Source organism: Halobellus sp. (assembly GCF_042218505.1).
Lineage (GTDB): Archaea > Halobacteriota > Halobacteria > Halobacteriales > Haloferacaceae > Haloquadratum.
Genome location: NZ_JBDGQZ010000037.1, coordinates 48,592 through 65,133 on the forward strand (window position 1 = coordinate 48,592; position 16,542 = coordinate 65,133).

Sequence of the window (16,542 nt, forward strand, 5' to 3'; positions counted from 1 at the left end):
CTTCGGCGACCGGCAACCCGGGAGCCAGCCCTCGGGCCGACGACCCGATGCCCGGGATTTTTGTCTCGCCGACACCCCCTCCAGGTATGGAGCACGCCTCCGCGAGTCACACCACCGCCAGCCGCCACCTCGGGCGCTTCCCCTCCGGTCGCGACGTCTCCGTGACCGTTCACCGCTACGAGGGCGGCCCCGGGCCGACGATCTTCGTGCAAGCGGCCCAACACGGGATCGAACTCAACGGCCCGGCGGCGCTGCGACGCCTGCACCGGCGACTCGTCGACGCCGAAATCGCCGGTACCGTCGTCGTCGTGCCGGTCGTGAATCCGATCGCGTTCGATCACCGCTCGTATCTGACGCCGGAGGCCCTCGACGCCTTCAACGCGAACTTCAACCGCATCTGGCCGGGCGACGATGACGGAAGTCTCCAAGAGCGGCTGGTCGCGAACGTCTGGCCGCTCGTCGAGGACGCAGACGCCGCCATCGACCTCCATACGGGGATGCCTGAGATGCTGGAACACGTCCGGTTCAGAGAGTCGGACTTCGAGGCACGCGCGCTCGCCTCAGCGTTCGGAACCGACGACGTGCTCGTCAACGAGGATCCGATCGACCCCGAGAGCGACGGCGACGCCGAGGAGTTTTCCGGGAAGTTCCGGCTGGCGGCGGCGCGGGCGGGCGTCCCAGCGATCACCGCCGAACTGTACAATAGCCGGACGGTGAGCCGCGAGGCGGCCCAGTCCGGTGCCGACGGCGTCTGGAACGTGCTTCGCGAGTGCGACGTGCTCGAAGCGGCACCCGAGCCGAGCCCCGAGCAGCGGTTGCTCCGCGACGACGTCCCACGCGTCGTCGCACAGACGTCCGGGCTCTTCGAACTCCGCGACGACCTCGCGATCGGGGCGATGGTGGCGAGCGGCGAGGAGGTCGGTGCGGTGTACGACCCCGCTACGTTCGAGCGGCTCGAGACCATCGAAGCGACCGGAGAGGGGATCATCTTCTCTGTGGCTCGTGGCCGCGTCGTCGTCACCGGCGAGCGCCTCGCGAGCATCGCCAGCGTCGCGTAGCCATCTCGCGGACAGGCCGAGAGCGGGTAATTCTCACCGGGGAGAACGACTCGAACCGGGGTCGCTGATCGGTCGAGTATTTGAATCCCCTCATCATTCCACATTGATCGTTAACCAGTCACAGTGTGTCGTATCACGCAGATATGGCGAAGCAGCCGTACTCCTCGTTCGACGTGCTCGCGTCCGTCATCGAACAGCTCGGTGCTGACGGTCGGTCCGTCGACCGGGTTGAGGCGGCCGCAGACGGGGAGGACGGCGAACTCCGTGCCACAGTCGAGATCGACGTTCCACTGGACGGCGACGACTGCGTCACGCTCGAACCGTCGGACGCCACAGACGACGGCTTGCAGTTCGACCTCCGGCTCTCCGGAGTTCGACCGAGTGCCGAGACGTGCGGTACCGACGCGGATCTCGCCGTCAGCCCCGTCGAGGCGACACTGGACGGAGCGACAGTGGAGGCGACGCTCGAAGTCGTGATCTGCGCCCCGACGGAGAGTCGCTCGGAGGAAGGGCGAGGCTGCGCCCCAGCAGACGGTCGCTCCGGCGAACCGCGAAGTTGGGGCGCCGAGCGAACCGAAGCGGCCGCACCGACGCCGTCGGGCGCGTCAGAATCTACAGCACAGGACTCCCTGTCGCTGCAGTCCTCGGACTCCGCTGACGGGATCTCGGCGTCAGTCGAGAGTAACGACCGGCCCAAAGAGTACGAGGAGACCGTTTCTCCCGACGAACCCAGGCAGAGTCTCACGGACGGTCGCGGGGAGCTGCGGTCGGACCAATCGACCCGAGAGTCGGACTCTTCGGACGCGGCGGGCGACGAGGCGACGGCAGTTCGCGACGAGTCGATTCCGCCCTACGAGGACACCGCGTATCTCCGGCGACTGTACGAGACCTGCGAGACGTTTGACGAGATGAGCGAACGGATCGAGATGGACGTCTCCGCGGAGACGGTGCGGCGATATATGATCGATGCGGGAGTCCACTCGCCGAGGTCCTACACGCTCGACGAGGCCGGGATGTCCCGGGCCGACAGCGAGGATGTCGAAAAGGAACCGTCGTCTGAGAGCGTCGAAGCCACCGCTGACTCGGAATCGTCGGACGACGACGAGGAGGAGACCGACGTGGCGGGCACGACGATGAAGTCGGACGCGAACGACACAGCGCCAGAGACGACCGCTGCAACGGCAACGTCAGAGTCCCCGGCAGAAACAGTATCAGAGCGCGCGCCACAGGCTGAAACGAAATCCCCCTCCGGATCCGAAGACTCGCCAGACTCCCACGCGGACGGCGACGACTCCCGGGCCACGCTGGAGGACTCGGAGAATCTGCTGACCCCGGAGACGCTTCCGGACGAACAGTTGATCGCCGACGGCATCGGCCTGCCGGAGACGCTCACGTTGCCCGACGTGATTGAAGCCATCGTCGATTCACGCACCGTTCACGAAGTCGGGCGAGAACTCGGCCTGGATCACGACCGGACGCGCCGTCTCCTGCGGCAACTCAACGTCCTCGACCTCGTGTTGTGTCGCGTCTCGAACGCGTCAACGGAGCGCTGCACCGTCGAGACTGTGACCGGGCGGATCAGGCAGTGTACGATCGAGCGCGCGTAGCGCTCGGTCGTCGGCTCACTCTCGGAAGTGCGGCGTCGAATCAGTCACAGCGGGCGACGCTCAATAGTAACTACATTCCGGTACGTGCGACTAGGTTCGGGATCATTGCCCATAGACAAAAGTGGGTTCAGCCCCTGTATACATAGTATGGCACTAGGTACCCAACGAGACGCCGAGTCCGGCGTGGAGTTCCTCTTGACTGAGGCGCGGTTCGAGTTGATGCCATTCGACAGTTTCGATGAGGAGATCCAGGAACTGCCGGATGGAGCGAGCATCGCGATCACCACCTCGCCGAAGCTCGGTATCGAACGCACAATCGAGCGATCCGAGGACGCTGCCGCCGATGGCTACGAGGTCGTCCCGCACATCGCGGCCCGCTACATCGAGGGACCAGAGCAACTCGAAGAGATCTGTCGACGCCTCAGGGAGGCTGGCGTCACCGATATCTTCGTTCCAGGCGGCGACAGGGAAGAACCGGCCGGCGAGTTCGAGTCCGCTTACGACCTCCTCGTTGCGCTCGACGATCTGGAGTACGAGTTCGATGAAGTCGGCATCACGGGCTACCCGGAGGGCCACGACTTCATCGACGAGGAGGAACTCGCGGCGTCGATGGAAAAGAAGGCCCCGTATGCGACCTACATCGTGACGCAGTTGTGTTACGATCCTGACGCGATCCTGGAGTGGATCGAAGACATTCGTGCCCGCGGCGTGGACCTCCCGGTCGAGGTCGGCATCCCGGGCGTGATGAACTATCAGCGCCTCCTGAGCATCTCACAGAAGGTCGGCGTCGGCGACTCGGTGAAGTTCCTGCGGAAGACGACTGGAATCTTCGGGTTCGTCAAGCAACTGGTCGGCTCGCGCGGACGCTACCGGCCCGACGACCTGATCGAAGGACTCGCGCCGTACGTGAACGACGACGAGTACAGGATCCGCGGCGTGCACATCTACACGTTCAATCAGACCCCGGATCTCGAGAACTGGCGACAGAGCCAACTGCAGAGCTAACCGATCACCAACCGAGACGACGCCGATGCAGTGCCGATACGGCGCGTCCATCACACGAACCTCCCACACTAATGAATACTTACGACACCGACGAGCCGAGTTACTCAGCCTTTCGAAAGTCAGGTAAATTGTGCCAAACAGAGAGTTATTGCCCATCCAGCCCCGAGGGTGAAGTATGACATATGAGACTGTCGCGTCGGTCGATCCGGACGTCGCCGAGGCGCTCAGAGGCGAGCGTCAGAGACAGAACGATACGTTGTCGATGATCGCCAGCGAGAATCACGTCTCGCAAGCCGTGATGGAAGCGCAGAGTTCTGAACTCACGAACAACTACGCCGAAGGCTACCCGGGCGAGCGCTACTACGCGGGCTGTGAGTACGCCGACGACGTCGAGCAGTTGGCGATCGATCGAGCGAAAGAACTGTGGGGTGCCGACCACGTCAACGTCCAGCCGCACTCGGGATCCCAGGCGAATATGGCGGTCTATCTGGCGATGCTCGATCCGGGCGACAAGATCCTCTCGCTGGATCTGACGCACGGCGGGCACCTCTCGCACGGCCACCCCGCGAACTTCGCCGGCAAGACCTACGAGGTCGAGCAGTACGAAGTCGACGAGGAGACGGGGTACATCGACTACGAAGGGTTGGCCGAGAAGGCGGAGTCGTTCGATCCGGACATTATCGTCTCGGGCTACTCCGCGTACCCACGCGAAGTCGAGTGGAAGCGGATTCAGGAAGCCGCCGACTCGGTTGACGCCTACCACCTCGCGGACATCGCCCACATCACCGGACTCGTCGCCGCTGGCGTCCACGCCTCACCGGTCGGAGTCGTAGACTTCGTCACGGGGTCGACACACAAGACCATCCGCGCCGGACGCGGCGGGATCATAATGTGCGACGACGAGTACGCCGACGCAATCGACAACGCGGTCTTCCCCGGCGCACAGGGCGGCCCCGCGATGCACAGCATCGCCGGCAAAGCCGTCGGATTCGGTGAGGCGCTCACCGACGACTTCCAAGCGTACTCCGAACAGACGGTCGCGAACGCACAGGCGATGGCCGACCGCCTGCAGGAACACGGTTTCACGCTGGTCTCGGGCGGCACCGACAACCACCTGCTGCTCGTGGACCTACGTCCGTCGCACCCGGACACGACGGGCAAGACCGTCGAGTCGGCGCTCGAATCCGTTGGCGTCGTGCTGAACGCGAACACGGTGCCCGGCGAGACGCGGTCGGCATTCGATCCCAGCGGGATCCGCATCGGCACGCCCGGCGTGACCACTCGCGGATTCACCGAATCGACGTGCCGTGAGGTCGCAGATCTCATCGCCCGCATCATCGACGATCCGGAGGACGAGGAGACGCTCTCGGAGGTCGCGACGCGGGTCGACGAACTGACAGACGAGTACACCCTCTACGAGTAACGAGGATCTCGGCGCCCGCGATTACAGGTTTCTGGGATTCGACGATCATTTTACTATATCTGATGTTATCGTTTGTAGTGGACTATGTTCCGAGTTCTCGTGCCAGTCGACGCGGACGAAAAGCGGGCGCTCGCGCAAGCAGACCACGCGTTAGCGCTGACTGAATCGGCTTCGGAAGCCGAAGTAACGGTGCTGTACGTCGTCCCGCCCGACTCGCTTCAGACCGACGAGGGCATCGACTTCTCGGACATAGACTCCGTGGTCGGGGCCGCGGAGTACCTGGAGACGAACGATGTCGCCGTCGAGCGGCGAGTGGAGGGCGGGAAAACGATCGCGAGAGAGATCATCGACGTCGCCGACGACATCGCTGCCGACGAACTAGTGATGGGCGGTCGCAAGCGCTCGGGCGTCGCACGGTTGCTCATCGGGAGCGTCGTCAACGACGTGTTCGTCTCGACCGACCGGCCGGTGACGATGACCGGGACAGAGATGTCGTTCCACCGGGGGACACGACAGTTGCTGCTCCCGGTAGACGCGAACGCTGACCGGGTCCAGCACCAGGTGAACTACGTCACGAGTCTCCCGGCCGCCCCAGACGACGTAGAGGCGACTGTTCTCTACGTGTTCCCCGGGCAGGATTACAGGGGCGCGCCGGATCACGAGTTCGGCGACATCGACGCCGCTGTCGAGGCCGCCGACGCACTCGAAGCGCACGGCATCGACACCGAACGCGTCGCGGTGGGTGGCGGTGTCACAGAGTCGATCGTCGACGAGGCGGAATCGCGGAGTGCGACCGGGATTGTGATGGGCGGCCGCAAGCGCTCGGGCGTGCAGCAGGTGCTGCTCGGAAGCACCGTTCGGGACGTGATGCTCTCGGCCGATCGGCCGGTCACGCTCACTGGGTAGTGCACCGTTACACTCCCGGCGTCGTCGGTTGCGTCCACACCGTTCGCGGGCAGAGACGACCACGAGTCGAGAATACATTTCTGAAGCCGAACTGCGCTGCGGCGGCGCTCACCGTAGCGAGTGCACCACAGAAGAGGGGAGAATCGAAGTCGGAGTCGACTGGACCCTCCGAGCGAATCAGGCCCGGCAGAACCGGGGCCGTTCGGGCGTTACTCGGATTCGGCGTCTGCGCGCGCGTTCAGTTTCGCCTGCTCGCGGGCGCTCGGGTTCACGGATTCCTTGAACGGGACTTCCGCGACAGTCGCGAACACCGGCTCGCCTTCCTCTTCGGCGTACTCGTCGGGGAGGTACACCTCGAACTCGAGGTCGAGGTCATCCTCGTAGATCTCGTCGTCGAGGGTCGCCTGCGCAGCGTCCTGAAGCTGATCGGCGGGAACGAAGCCGAGACCGATGTTGGTCTCCAGGTCGGGGTTCCACCACGGCGACGTCATATAACCGCACTCCTCGCCGGACTCCGGATCGGAGATGAGCCAGAAGTCAGGCGCGTAGTCGCGGATCGGCTCGCCGGCCATCTTGAGGCCGACCATCTTGAGGTTGAACGGGTACTCGCCGTTCTCGATGAGTTCCTGCTGGCGCTCGAGTTCTTCTTTGCCGATGTAGTCGCCCTCCTTGTTGTCGGGGACCTGGTAGCCGAGGTTGACCTGGAACGGCGAGGTCTCGTGGTCCATATCCTGGCCCCACGAGAGGATCCCCGCAGCGATGCGGCGGTGGTGTCCCGGCGCGATCTGACGGCCGCCGTGGTCTTTGACGGTCTCGATCACGGGGTCCCACACGCGCTCAGCGTTCTTGGTCGCGTCGCGGACGTAGATCTCGAAGCCCTTCTCGCCGGAGAACCCGGTCTGGCTCACGAGCACGGACGCGCCGTTGATTTCGGCCTCCATCAGGCCGTAGTACGGAATCTCGCTGACTTCCTCGCCGACGACTTCGACCATCACGTCCTCGGAGAGCGGGCCCTGGATCTGCATCGGAGCGACGTCGATCTCGTCGATCTCGACGTCGAAGTCCATTCCCACGTTGACGCCCTGCAGCCACTGCATCAGGGTCGAGTCCGAGATGGAGAACCAAAACTCGTCGTCTTCGACTCGGAGAAGGATCGGGTCGTTGAGGATGCCGCCGTCCTCGTTGCAGAGGATGACGTACTTGCCGTGCATCGTCTCGATCTCGGTGGCGTCACGAGTGATGACGTAGTCGGTGAGCGCTTCCGCGTCGGGGCCCTTCACGCGGATCTGTCGTTCCACGGAAACGTCCCACAGCGTCACCTTCTCGGTCAGCGCTTCGTACTCGGCCATCGCTCCGCCGTCCTCGGGTTCGACGAGGCCGCGGGGGTGGTAGATCCGGTTATATACTGTTGCTCGCCAGGCGCCTTCCTCGTTGAACGACTTGTCGAAGAACGGCGACTTGCGGACGCGCGTCGAAACCAGCATCCGAATCCCGGGGTCACCAGTCTGCCGAAGATTACGCGGGAGGGTGCGGTCGGATTGATCGATACTTGGGTGGTTCGGGTGGTCCCCTGACATCCCCTGAACACACACAATAGAACTCAATAAAAGATGACGTTGATAGTACCGCACATTTATCCCAGCCGCGGAGGACCCCACCGTGATATACCAGTCCATACCGCGCATCACTTATTTTCTCGCGCCTCGAAACGCGCGTATGCAATCGTCTCGTCCCGCTCCGGGCCCGGACGCGGCACGCGCGTTTCGGCTCGGGATGTTCGCGGGTGCACTGGTCGGACTGACGGGTATCGGGGTACTGTACTGGAGCGGCGCGCTGACGCTACTGCTCTTTGCGTACACGCTCGTACTGCTGTTCCCCGTCTATCTCGTGTTCGTCGCCGTCGGTCTCAGTCTCTGGCTCGGCTACGACAAAGACGCAACCGCGCTCCGGCCGGTCTACCGCACTGAACGCTGAGAGCGACATCTGGTGCGGGCAGCGCGCCACGTTCTCCCAACGCGACCACAAACGCTACCACACTCGTGGCCGACCACACAGGAACGATGACCCGACTGGAACGACTCCGCGTCTATCCGGTGAAGGGACTCGACGGGGTCGACGTCGACGCGGCACGGACTCTCGACGGCGGGACGCTCGCCCACGACCGCGAATTCGCCCTTTTGCATTCTAGCGGGAAGGTCCTCAACGGAAAGCGCACGGATCGCGTTCACGATCTTCGGACTGATTTCGGCCCGGAGACGGGCGCGTTCGTCGTCGAAACGCCCGCCGGCGAGACCGAGCGATTCGTGCTCCCCGACGACCGCGAACGGGCCGAAACGTGGTTCAGCGAGTTCTTCGAGGTGGATCTCACGCTCGAACGCGACGACAGTCGCGGGTTCGTCGACCGCCGAGAGATGGGGCTCTCGGTTTTGAGCACCGGTAGCGTCGAGGAGATCGCGTCGTGGTTCGAGGGGATGACGCCCGAGAGTGGCCGCCGACGGATGCGCGCGAACGTCGAGGTTTCGGGCGTGCCGGCGTTCTGGGAGGACCGCTTCGTGAGCGATGAGGCACCGCGGTTCGAGATCGGGAGTGTCGAATTCGAGGGGCTCGACTCCTGCGGCCGGTGTATCGTTCCCGCGCGCGACCCGGAGACGGGGACCGAGACACCGGGATTCCGCGAGCGGTTCGTCGAACAGCGCGCGGAGACGTTTCCGGAGTGGGCCGACCCGGCGGCCTTCGATCACCACTACGCGGCGATGATTCTGGCACGGGTCGTCGAAGGGGACAACGGCTCCGAGTCGGGGATCGGGTTTCCGTTCTGGAATGACGGTAGTGCTCCCGCTGTGGCGATTGCAGTGCGTGCACCGGAGTGAGAGGTGGGGCGACGAGGACTTTCCCGACTGCGAGAGCGACCGGCGTCGGGGTATCTCGCTCGTCGGCAGTCCCGGTCAGTCGCTCTCTCGCTCGGCGATCGTCGCACCAATCAGGTTCCGCATTCCACGACGGAGTCGACCGCTCATCGCCGTCGACGAGAGATCCATCTGCTCGGCGACCTCGCTGAGAGAGATGTCCCGGGGTTCGTTGAAGTACCCCTCCGAGAAGGCGAGTTGGAGCGCCTCCCGCTGTTCGTCGGTGAGGCCGTACGACGAGTCGCCGCTCGCGTCCTCGTTGCTGTAGATCTCGACGATGTCGAGCGCGATGTCGTTCGCGATTGCGTACTCCCAGATCGAGTTGAGGGCGGCCCGGTTCGGCAGCAGTAGATGGACTATCCACCCGCCGTTCTCGGTTTCCGTGTGGACGAGAAAGCCGTTCTCGTCGGTGACGATGCTGCTGATGAGCCGGGTCTGCGGCGTGTGCGCAATGTAGTAGATTGCCGTCTCTTCGGTCCGGTCGATCAGCTCGAACGCCTCGACTGTGACGTCGTCCGCCAGCGCCGCTTCGAGTTCCTCGGGGTCGTCGTACTCGATCAGAAATGGAAAGTACGTCGACCCCGGATCGGTCGTCCCCTGGGTGATCACGCGGATCTTCACGTCCCCGAGTCGCTGCAGCGTCGGGACCAGCGCGAGGTGCTCGTGTTCGATATGTACCTTTGCTGTAATCGACATATACTGGCTCCTCCGTGTGTGGCGCCTGACCGTCTGCGTTCCCGACCTCTCGGTCGGGCAAACGTGCAGAGACGAGCCACGTCGTACGGTGGGATCTTGCGCGATACTCCATCGTGCGGCTACCTTATGCTGTCGGTCGACGGCGGCGCGTCGCGGTCACGGTTCAGGTCGAGGCGGTCGTCGGCGACGTCTCCGTCGGCGTGGCCTCACGCCTGTTCTTGGCCACCAGCGCGACGAAGAGGACGAATCCGACGCCGCGCAGGGCGAGTTCGAGCAGGAGGCCGTTGACCGAAATCGTCACACCGGCGAACCCGATGAGGTCGAACACCATCGTCGAGAGCAACAGGGGTGCCATAAGCAGTATCGAGCTGAGCGCGAACGCCGCACGTTCGCCCCGTCCGACCCGGCCATAGAGCGTTCCGATGACCGTCGCGCCGAGCGCAATGACCCCGAGAAACACCCCGGCGACGGGGATCAGGATCTCCGGGATCGAGTAGGAAACTTCGGCCAGATCCGCGAACGAGACGACGCGGTACTTCTCACGCAGCGGTAGGTCGGCCGCGTTTGCCTTCTCTCTCAGGAGAACGATGCCGGGGGCAAGCACGAACGCGAACGGCACGATCGCCTTGTTCAGCGAGAGCGAGAACGCCTTCACGCCCGTCTCGAAGGGGTCGGATTTAGCGACCCCGCTGGCTGCGTACGCCGCAACTGCGACCGGCGGGGTGATGTCGGCGATGACGCCGAAGTAGAGGATGAACAGGTGTGCCGCAAGTAGCGGGATCCCGAACTCGACAAGCGGCGTTGCGAGCATCGAAATCAGGATGATGTAGGTGACCGTCGTGGGCATCCCCATCCCTAGGATAATGCTCGCGATGGCGGTGACGATCAGCATCACGACGATCGAACCGCCGGACAGTGCCAACAGCAGCGAGGTCAGATTCGGGCCAAGACCCGAGACGCTGATCACGCCCGGGATGATGCCGGCAGCGGCGACCGCGACGACGACGGGGACGGCCGTCCGTGCACCCTCTTCCATCGATTTGATCACGAACGTCCCCGTGCGGAAGAGTTGGTTCTTCCCGAGGTTCCGTCCCGCCCGATCACCGGCAGACTCGGCCGCGCTCTGAACTGTAGGGTTGAGATCGAGGAGTTTCGACTGCACGTCGGTGTGGATCAGCATCGTTATGCCTCCGGCGAGCATCGCATACCAGCCGACCCGCGGTCCGACGATACCGAAGGCTTCGGCGACCGGAAGACCGGCACCACCGCCACCACCCACCAGCCGCGCGACCGGGACGCCAGCGACGACGTGGCTGAGCAGTTCCGCGCCGAAGATAATCGAGAGCGAACCGAACAGCGTGAGTCGCGTCTTCTCACTGTACGCCGCGATGAAGGTGATCAGCGCGACCAGAGCGACGAGCGTGAACCACGCAGAGCGTGAGACCGAGAGCCGTTCGACGATGAGATAAAACAGCAGGAGGAAGATCGGCACGAGATAGAACCAGCCCTGCTTCAGGTGCTCAACTGTATCAGCAGTCTCGGCCGCGTCGATACCGCCGATGCCCTCTTCGACAGCTTTCAGATGGACCATCACCCAGACGCCAAAGAAGAAGACGATCGCCGGAATCGTCGCGAGGATGATGATCTCCGCGAACGGCGTCGCGGTGTACTGGACCATCAGGAACGCCGCCGCGCCCATCACTGGTGGGAGGATCTGACCGCCTGACGACGCCGAGGATTCCACCGCGCCGGAGAACTCCGCCGAGTAGCCAGACTCCTTCATCAGCGGGATGGTGAACGCCCCCGTCGTGACGGTGTTAGCGATCGACGACCCCGAGATCGTCCCCATAAAGCCGCTCGCGAGGATGCTCGCCTTTGCGGGGCCGCCCTTTCTGGTCCCCGTTGCGGCGTACGCAAGGTCGATGAACCACTGCCCGGCGCCGCTCATTTCGAGGAACGAACCGAAGAGGATGAAGATGTAGATGAAGCTCACGGAGACCGTGACCGGGATGCCGAAGACGCCGTTTTCGGTATTGTACCAGAGGTTCTGTACGATGTCCGGCCAGGTCAGTTGCGGGATCGCGAGCAGCCCGAGGAGCGGCGTGTTGCCGCTGATGAGATAGCCCCACCGCGCGTAGACGATGAAGATCGCGACGATGATCATCAGGGGGAGCCCCAGCGTCCGGCGGGTGGCTTCGAGCACCAGCAGCACGCCGATCGCGCCGAGGATCAGCGCCCACGACATCTCGCTGATGATCGGAAGCCCGCCGAGAATCGGCTGGAGGAACGGGTAGACCACGGTGACTGGGTCGCCCGACTCGAGCCCGAACACCCGCATATCTTGAATTTCGGAGAACTCCGTCAGGAAGTAGTGCGCCGCCAGCGACGCCGCGATCATACAGACGACGTCGAAGGGCGTCACCCGGGATCGGTCGGAGTCGACGAACGCCCACCGGAACATATTGCGGATCGCTTCAACGAGGCGAGCGACCGGGCTTTCGCCCTCGAAGGGGTCGGTGAGGACGGCGACGAGACGGCCGAGGCCCCGGGAGACGAAGCCGTCGCCCGTACTCGCAGGGAACATCAGGAACGTCAGGACCAACGCGAACGCGACGTGGACGGCGTTGGCCTGCAGGAGTTGCAACGAGGCGTTCCAGTCGGCAACGAACGGTAACGGGACTGTGAACGTGAAACTCTGCGCCGCCAACAGTAACTGGAACAGCGAGAAAGCGATCCCGATTACGGCGACGGTGAGGGCGGCGAGCCCTTTCAGGGACCGCCGTCGTTCGATTTCGTCGATGAGCTCTTCGGCCTCTTGTCTCGATAGCTCCTCACTGTCGGTCGGGTTGTTCGTGGTCATAGGAGGATATCCAGCAGCGTTCGCCGCTCGATGTGAATGCGAACGTCGTTCGCGTTCGTTTCGGCGACCAGGTCATACTGTCGGTCGTCGATAATCAGTGTATGGTTCGCGATCCGACCCGGCGAGACTGCGAGCGTCTCTAACTCGGTGATCGGCTCCGGGGGATCGTACACGAGCGTCCCGTTGACGTTTGTGACGTTGACCCGGGACGGCAACCCCCAGCCGTAGGACTCGAACTCCATTCGGGTGTTCACGAGCGTCGCTCCGTCTACGCGGTACTCGTCGTACACGCGGGATTTCTCGACGCTGTGCATATATTCGAGCGCGACTGTGCTCCCGTCGTCGACTGGCTGAGAAATGTACTCCTCGCCAGTATCGAGGTCCTCGACGACGAGGATCTGTCCGGTGGGGGCGGCGGTAGCGACGCCCACAGCGAGGACGACGAGAACGAGCAGCGTCGCTCCGAGGAGGCGACTGGCCCGTCCGGTTCTGAGTGGGTTCCGAATCACGTGTGTCGGGTCGAGTAAACGTAGTATGGAAGATGTGTCGTAATCACGGGTTAGCGGGCGACAACGGGATCGACGGGCCGGCCCGCCGACCGCGTCACCGCTCCGGAGCGTCGAAGCGCAGTGGACCGGTCTGATTACGCGCCGAAGTACGCCGAAGCGCCCTCGTGCAGTTCGATCGACATCCCGTCCTGTGCGCTGTCGGCCGAGATGAAGTCCGTCTTGATCGACAGATCGTCGACGTTGTCGAAGATGGCCGCGGTAACCGTCTCGACGGTGTCGGCGGACACGCCCGCGTTCGTGGCGATCATCGCCTGAACGGCGACGGTGTTGACGGCTTCGCTGACGCCACTGTAAGTGTTGGCGGGGATCGTGTCGTCGGCGAACCACGAGGCGGCATCCTTGACGGCCTGGCGGTTCTCGCCTTCGATTGGCACGATGTGGATGTCGTTCGTCGTCGCGAGGTCTTCGATCGCACCGACGGGCCACCCGCCGACGACGAACGCGGCGTCGATATCGCCGTTGGCGAGTTGTTCGGACGCCTGCGAGAAGCCGGCGTTCTGTTCGGTGAAGTCAGTGATGCCGACCGCCTCGAGGATCTGGTTCGCGTTGACCTGCGTGCCCGATCCGAGGTCGCCGGTGTTGATCGTCGCGCCACTCAGGTCCGAGAGCGTCTCGATGCCGGTGCCCTGCAGGGTGACGACCGTGATCGTCTCGGGGTACAGCGTGGCGACCCCGCGGATGTTCTCGATGGCGTTGCCCTGGAAGGTCTCGATGCCCGTGCCGTTCTTCGCGAAGAAGGCGATGTCGTTCTGAATCAGCGCGAAGTCCGCAGAGCCGTCCGCGAGACTACCGACGTTCTCGACGCTGGCGCCCGTGGACTGAACGCTCAGCGAGAAGTCCGTGTTCTCCTCGACGATCGTCTTGAACTCGTTCGACAGCGGGTAGTACGTTCCGCCCGTCCCACCGGCGTGCCAGCTGAGACGGCTGCTCTCGCCACCGCTTTCTGTCTCCGTGTCTTCGGCGGTGCCGTCGCCACCGCTCTCTGTCTCCGTGCTGCCGCCGCCGTTCCCACTGCAGCCAGCGAGAGCCGCAACGCCTGCAACACCAGCTGCTTCGAGGAACCGACGCCGAGTCTTTTTATCCGTCATACGTTGTCACAATAGCACTCTATGGGGTTATATTTCTGGTCATTTCCCGGCGATAGCATCATATTTCCAAATTGTAACCGGTCTGATTTGAATAACCCAAATGATCATAATACCTATATTACTTTATTTCCTATACGATAGCAGTTTGCTACACAATTTATAACGTCTGTATTAAAATTCATTGGAAGATACATTCGCATAGTTAAAATATTTTTGTAATTCCGAGATCACAGTGGCAAATTTTGAGATGAAATCAAAAGTAATCAATATCTCGGTTTGAGTCTCACTGCTGCATTGAAGTAACAATCGGTACTACCCAGATCCCTGACTGTTCCAGACGACGAAGACGCCTGGGTAGTCCGTGGTTCCAGTACCGGGGCAGTTCGTCTGCCAATACGGGCTGTTCGTTGCGTGCGGCGTGCACGATGCCGTGTGTGCGCTATCGAATACCACGGTCGAAAAAATGGTCGCCGCACCCCCAGCGATCGGGTTCACCCGACGACCGCTGCGGGGTCGTCGTCGCCGCCACCGAGGATGTCTTCGACAATGTCGTCGATGTTCGGAGTGCGGCGCTCACGCCGAGGTTCGTCGGATGGGTAGTGCGGTACAAGGGGCATCGTCTCACCCCAGCGGTACTAGGTATCCAAGCATAAAAGGGTCACCTCCGGATCAGTCGTCGAGGCGTCCAGTCTCTCCCCGGGCAGTTCCAGGTTCGAGGTGGTGACGTGCTGCTCGGGGGGAAGATTGCGGATGAGCCCAGAATCGGTAGCACTACTGCCAGGTCACGTAAGTCAACGCGCCGATGCCACCGGTTTCGAGGATCTGCAAGAGCATCATCACCCGAACGGCCACCAACGGCATCGATGGCGCAGTGAAGTAGAAGTACAGCGCGACGACGTTCTCCGCCAGAAGGAACGTCGCGAAGATCATTGACGCGAGGGTGAAGGGTGCGCGAATCTCTCGGTAGGTGCCGATCCACACCCGCAACACGACGAGGAGGAGAACGATGTTGATGCCCGCCGCGATCCGCGCCGCATCCAGCATCAGCGACATCGACTCTCGCCCCCGTTCGTCTCGGGCGGTCTCGAACGCGATCGTCGGTACAGTCCTATGTGGTTCATATTACTCCTCAATACGGGTGAGTATCGTCTCGATGGTCTCCCAGTGGGTTCTCGCCCGGTCGCTGGGCAGATAGATCGTGCCGTAGTCCGCGTCGCTGCTGGTGATAATCCCGTTGTCCTCGAGAATCTCGAGATGGTGTCTGATCGTGTTGTACGCCAAGTCGATTTCCTCAGCCAACTGATTGGCGTTCCGGGGGCGTTCGTCGAGTGCGCGTAGGATACGGGCACGGTTCGGCCCTCCGCGTGTACCGGCGAGAGTCTGCCAGAGGACCGTTTCCATCCCTGCCGACGTTTTCTGCACGCTGTTATCAATCCACCGGGATCGGCGCGGTGAGCTGAATGGGCTGATGACGACGGGGCAGACCTGCTACTCCCGGTTCCGTGCATACCCATTCGACCGGTCGAGGTGCGTGAGCGCATCCTTTCTGACTCCGGCCTCGGGTGCGCGCCGAGTGACTGTTCAATACTCCGAACAAAGCGCATTTAGCCCTTTCGGGGGGCAGAGTCAGATCTCGCGTTAGCGGCATTCTCGAGGGATCTTATGCCCAGTTGAGGGAGATTTTAGCCTGAGTTGCGAAATACATTATGAGTCTGTCATACGAGACTCGAGTTGGATGTCACGAGACAACAGTTCCACCTCGCGGCGACGAGTATTGCTCGGAATTGGTACCGGCGTAATGGCCGGCCTGGCCGGATGCGGGTCCGGCGGCGGATCCGACACCGCGACCGAGACGGCGACCCCGACGGACACCCTCACGCCGCCGCCGACCCCGACCGAAACCGAGACGGAGACGCCGACGGGCACGGCCGCGGTTCGCATCGCACACCTCTCACCGAACGCCCCCAACGTGGACGTCTACGTTGACGACAGTGCGGTCCTCGAAGACGTCGCGTTCGGGGCCGTCAGCGACTACCTCGACGTGCCCGCGGGCGAACGGCAGGTCGAGATCACGCCGGCCGGCAGCCCGGAGACGGCGGTCTTCTCCGGGGCGGTGTCCGTCGCGGCCGAAGCGTCGTACACCGTCGCCGCGATCGGCGAGGTCGGCGACGGTGCCGATCAGGCCTTCGAGCCGCTGATCCTCGAAGACGACAACGCCGCTCCGGGTGGCGACACCGCGCGCATCCGACTCGTGCACGCGTCGCCGGACGCGCCCGCAGTGGACGTGACAGTGGCATCCAGCGGCGATGCACTTTACGATGGCGTCGCCTACGGCGAGTCGGGCACCGTCGAGGTCCCTGCTGGCACCTACACCCTCCAGATCCGCGGCGACACCGAGAGCAACGACGGCGACGTCGTCGCCGA

The 16,542-nt window shown here is 63.1% G+C and carries 16 protein-coding genes; 8 read left to right on the forward strand and 8 right to left on the reverse strand.

Annotation, left to right across the window (positions count from 1 at the left end):
* The first annotated feature begins 86 nt into the window (after positions 1 to 86).
* The 5 genes from ABEI27_RS10480 to ABEI27_RS10500 all read left to right on the forward strand — a co-directional run bounded on the left by ABEI27_RS10480 (position 87) and on the right by ABEI27_RS10500 (position 5,999).
* Positions 87 to 1,058, forward strand: coding sequence for a succinylglutamate desuccinylase/aspartoacylase family protein (locus ABEI27_RS10480; RefSeq protein ID WP_375799353.1), 972 nt, complete (start codon positions 87 to 89; stop codon positions 1,056 to 1,058).
* 143 nt (positions 1,059 to 1,201) lie between these two features.
* Entirely contained in the window at positions 1,202 to 2,665 is a 1,464-nt protein-coding gene (locus ABEI27_RS10485) for a hypothetical protein (RefSeq protein WP_375799354.1), read from the forward strand.
* Positions 2,666 to 2,812: 147 nt separating this feature from the next.
* Positions 2,813 to 3,670, forward strand: a complete 858-nt coding sequence (locus ABEI27_RS10490; RefSeq protein ID WP_375799355.1) for a methylenetetrahydrofolate reductase — start codon at positions 2,813 to 2,815, stop codon at positions 3,668 to 3,670.
* 175 nt (positions 3,671 to 3,845) lie between these two features.
* Positions 3,846 to 5,093, forward strand: a complete 1,248-nt coding sequence (gene glyA / locus ABEI27_RS10495) for a serine hydroxymethyltransferase (RefSeq protein ID WP_375799356.1) — start codon at positions 3,846 to 3,848, stop codon at positions 5,091 to 5,093.
* An 84-nt stretch (positions 5,094 to 5,177) separates the two neighbouring features.
* Positions 5,178 to 5,999: a universal stress protein gene (locus tag ABEI27_RS10500; protein ID WP_375799357.1), complete on the forward strand. Its 822-nt coding sequence runs from the start codon at positions 5,178 to 5,180 to the stop codon at positions 5,997 to 5,999.
* Positions 6,000 to 6,208: 209 nt separating this feature from the next.
* Here the strand turns inward: ABEI27_RS10500 and ABEI27_RS10505 are convergent, their stop codons facing one another.
* Complete coding sequence (locus ABEI27_RS10505; RefSeq protein ID WP_375799358.1) at positions 6,209 to 7,576, reverse strand: aminomethyl transferase family protein; 1,368 nt, start codon at positions 7,574 to 7,576, stop codon at positions 6,209 to 6,211.
* Between the two features lie 139 nt (positions 7,577 to 7,715).
* On the opposite strand from ABEI27_RS10505, the gene ABEI27_RS10510 reads away from it, so the two are divergent.
* Together ABEI27_RS10510 and ABEI27_RS10515 are read left to right on the forward strand one after the other, a co-directional pair.
* On the forward strand, positions 7,716 to 7,973 hold the full coding sequence (locus ABEI27_RS10510; protein ID WP_375799359.1) for a hypothetical protein: 258 nt from the start codon (positions 7,716 to 7,718) through the stop codon (positions 7,971 to 7,973).
* 86 nt (positions 7,974 to 8,059) lie between these two features.
* Positions 8,060 to 8,869, forward strand: coding sequence for an MOSC domain-containing protein (locus ABEI27_RS10515; protein ID WP_375799360.1), 810 nt, complete (start codon positions 8,060 to 8,062; stop codon positions 8,867 to 8,869).
* A 75-nt stretch (positions 8,870 to 8,944) separates the two neighbouring features.
* Here ABEI27_RS10515 and ABEI27_RS10520 read toward each other — a convergent pair whose 3' ends face one another.
* From ABEI27_RS10520 to ABEI27_RS10550, 7 genes are all read right to left on the reverse strand, one after another.
* A complete protein-coding gene (locus tag ABEI27_RS10520; RefSeq protein ID WP_375799361.1) occupies positions 8,945 to 9,601 on the reverse strand; it encodes a helix-turn-helix domain-containing protein in 657 nt (218 codons plus the stop codon).
* A gap of 163 nt (positions 9,602 to 9,764) precedes the next feature.
* Complete coding sequence (locus ABEI27_RS10525; protein WP_375799362.1) at positions 9,765 to 12,461, reverse strand: TRAP transporter permease; 2,697 nt, start codon at positions 12,459 to 12,461, stop codon at positions 9,765 to 9,767.
* Positions 12,458 to 12,970, reverse strand: a complete 513-nt coding sequence (locus tag ABEI27_RS10530) for a DUF1850 domain-containing protein (protein ID WP_375799363.1) — start codon at positions 12,968 to 12,970, stop codon at positions 12,458 to 12,460. The genes ABEI27_RS10525 and ABEI27_RS10530 overlap by 4 nt, the downstream gene beginning before the upstream one ends.
* 134 nt (positions 12,971 to 13,104) lie before the next feature.
* Complete coding sequence (locus tag ABEI27_RS10535; protein WP_375799364.1) at positions 13,105 to 14,118, reverse strand: TAXI family TRAP transporter solute-binding subunit; 1,014 nt, start codon at positions 14,116 to 14,118, stop codon at positions 13,105 to 13,107.
* 491 nt (positions 14,119 to 14,609) lie between these two features.
* Positions 14,610 to 14,735 (reverse strand): hypothetical protein, encoded by a 126-nt coding sequence (locus ABEI27_RS10540; protein ID WP_375799365.1) that lies wholly within the window; start codon positions 14,733 to 14,735, stop codon positions 14,610 to 14,612.
* 154 nt (positions 14,736 to 14,889) lie between these two features.
* Positions 14,890 to 15,171 (reverse strand): hypothetical protein, encoded by a 282-nt coding sequence (locus tag ABEI27_RS10545; protein WP_375799366.1) that lies wholly within the window; start codon positions 15,169 to 15,171, stop codon positions 14,890 to 14,892.
* 69 nt (positions 15,172 to 15,240) lie between these two features.
* Positions 15,241 to 15,519 (reverse strand): ArsR/SmtB family transcription factor, encoded by a 279-nt coding sequence (locus tag ABEI27_RS10550; RefSeq protein WP_375799367.1) that lies wholly within the window; start codon positions 15,517 to 15,519, stop codon positions 15,241 to 15,243.
* A 334-nt stretch (positions 15,520 to 15,853) separates the two neighbouring features.
* Here ABEI27_RS10550 and ABEI27_RS10555 point away from each other — a divergent pair.
* On the forward strand, positions 15,854 to 16,542 hold a 689-nt coding region (locus ABEI27_RS10555; protein ID WP_375799368.1), incomplete at its 3' end, for a DUF4397 domain-containing protein.

Coding starts and splice junctions, on each gene's coding strand:
- ABEI27_RS10505 (WP_375799358.1), bottom strand. CDS start 7,576: ATGTCAGGGGACCACCCGAACCACCCAAGTATCGATCAATCCGACCGC.
- ABEI27_RS10535 (WP_375799364.1), bottom strand. CDS start 14,118: ATGACGGATAAAAAGACTCGGCGTCGGTTCCTCGAAGCAGCTGGTGTT.
- ABEI27_RS10550 (WP_375799367.1), bottom strand. CDS start 15,519: ATGGAAACGGTCCTCTGGCAGACTCTCGCCGGTACACGCGGAGGGCCG.
- ABEI27_RS10515 (WP_375799360.1), top strand. CDS start 8,060: ATGACCCGACTGGAACGACTCCGCGTCTATCCGGTGAAGGGACTCGAC.
- ABEI27_RS10525 (WP_375799362.1), bottom strand. CDS start 12,461: ATGACCACGAACAACCCGACCGACAGTGAGGAGCTATCGAGACAAGAG.
- ABEI27_RS10520 (WP_375799361.1), bottom strand. CDS start 9,601: ATGTCGATTACAGCAAAGGTACATATCGAACACGAGCACCTCGCGCTG.
- ABEI27_RS10490 (WP_375799355.1), top strand. CDS start 2,813: ATGGCACTAGGTACCCAACGAGACGCCGAGTCCGGCGTGGAGTTCCTC.
- glyA (WP_375799356.1), top strand. CDS start 3,846: ATGACATATGAGACTGTCGCGTCGGTCGATCCGGACGTCGCCGAGGCG.
- ABEI27_RS10485 (WP_375799354.1), top strand. CDS start 1,202: ATGGCGAAGCAGCCGTACTCCTCGTTCGACGTGCTCGCGTCCGTCATC.
- ABEI27_RS10510 (WP_375799359.1), top strand. CDS start 7,716: ATGCAATCGTCTCGTCCCGCTCCGGGCCCGGACGCGGCACGCGCGTTT.
- ABEI27_RS10500 (WP_375799357.1), top strand. CDS start 5,178: ATGTTCCGAGTTCTCGTGCCAGTCGACGCGGACGAAAAGCGGGCGCTC.
- ABEI27_RS10545 (WP_375799366.1), bottom strand. CDS start 15,171: ATGTCGCTGATGCTGGATGCGGCGCGGATCGCGGCGGGCATCAACATC.
- ABEI27_RS10480 (WP_375799353.1), top strand. CDS start 87: ATGGAGCACGCCTCCGCGAGTCACACCACCGCCAGCCGCCACCTCGGG.
- ABEI27_RS10540 (WP_375799365.1), bottom strand. CDS start 14,735: ATGCCCCTTGTACCGCACTACCCATCCGACGAACCTCGGCGTGAGCGC.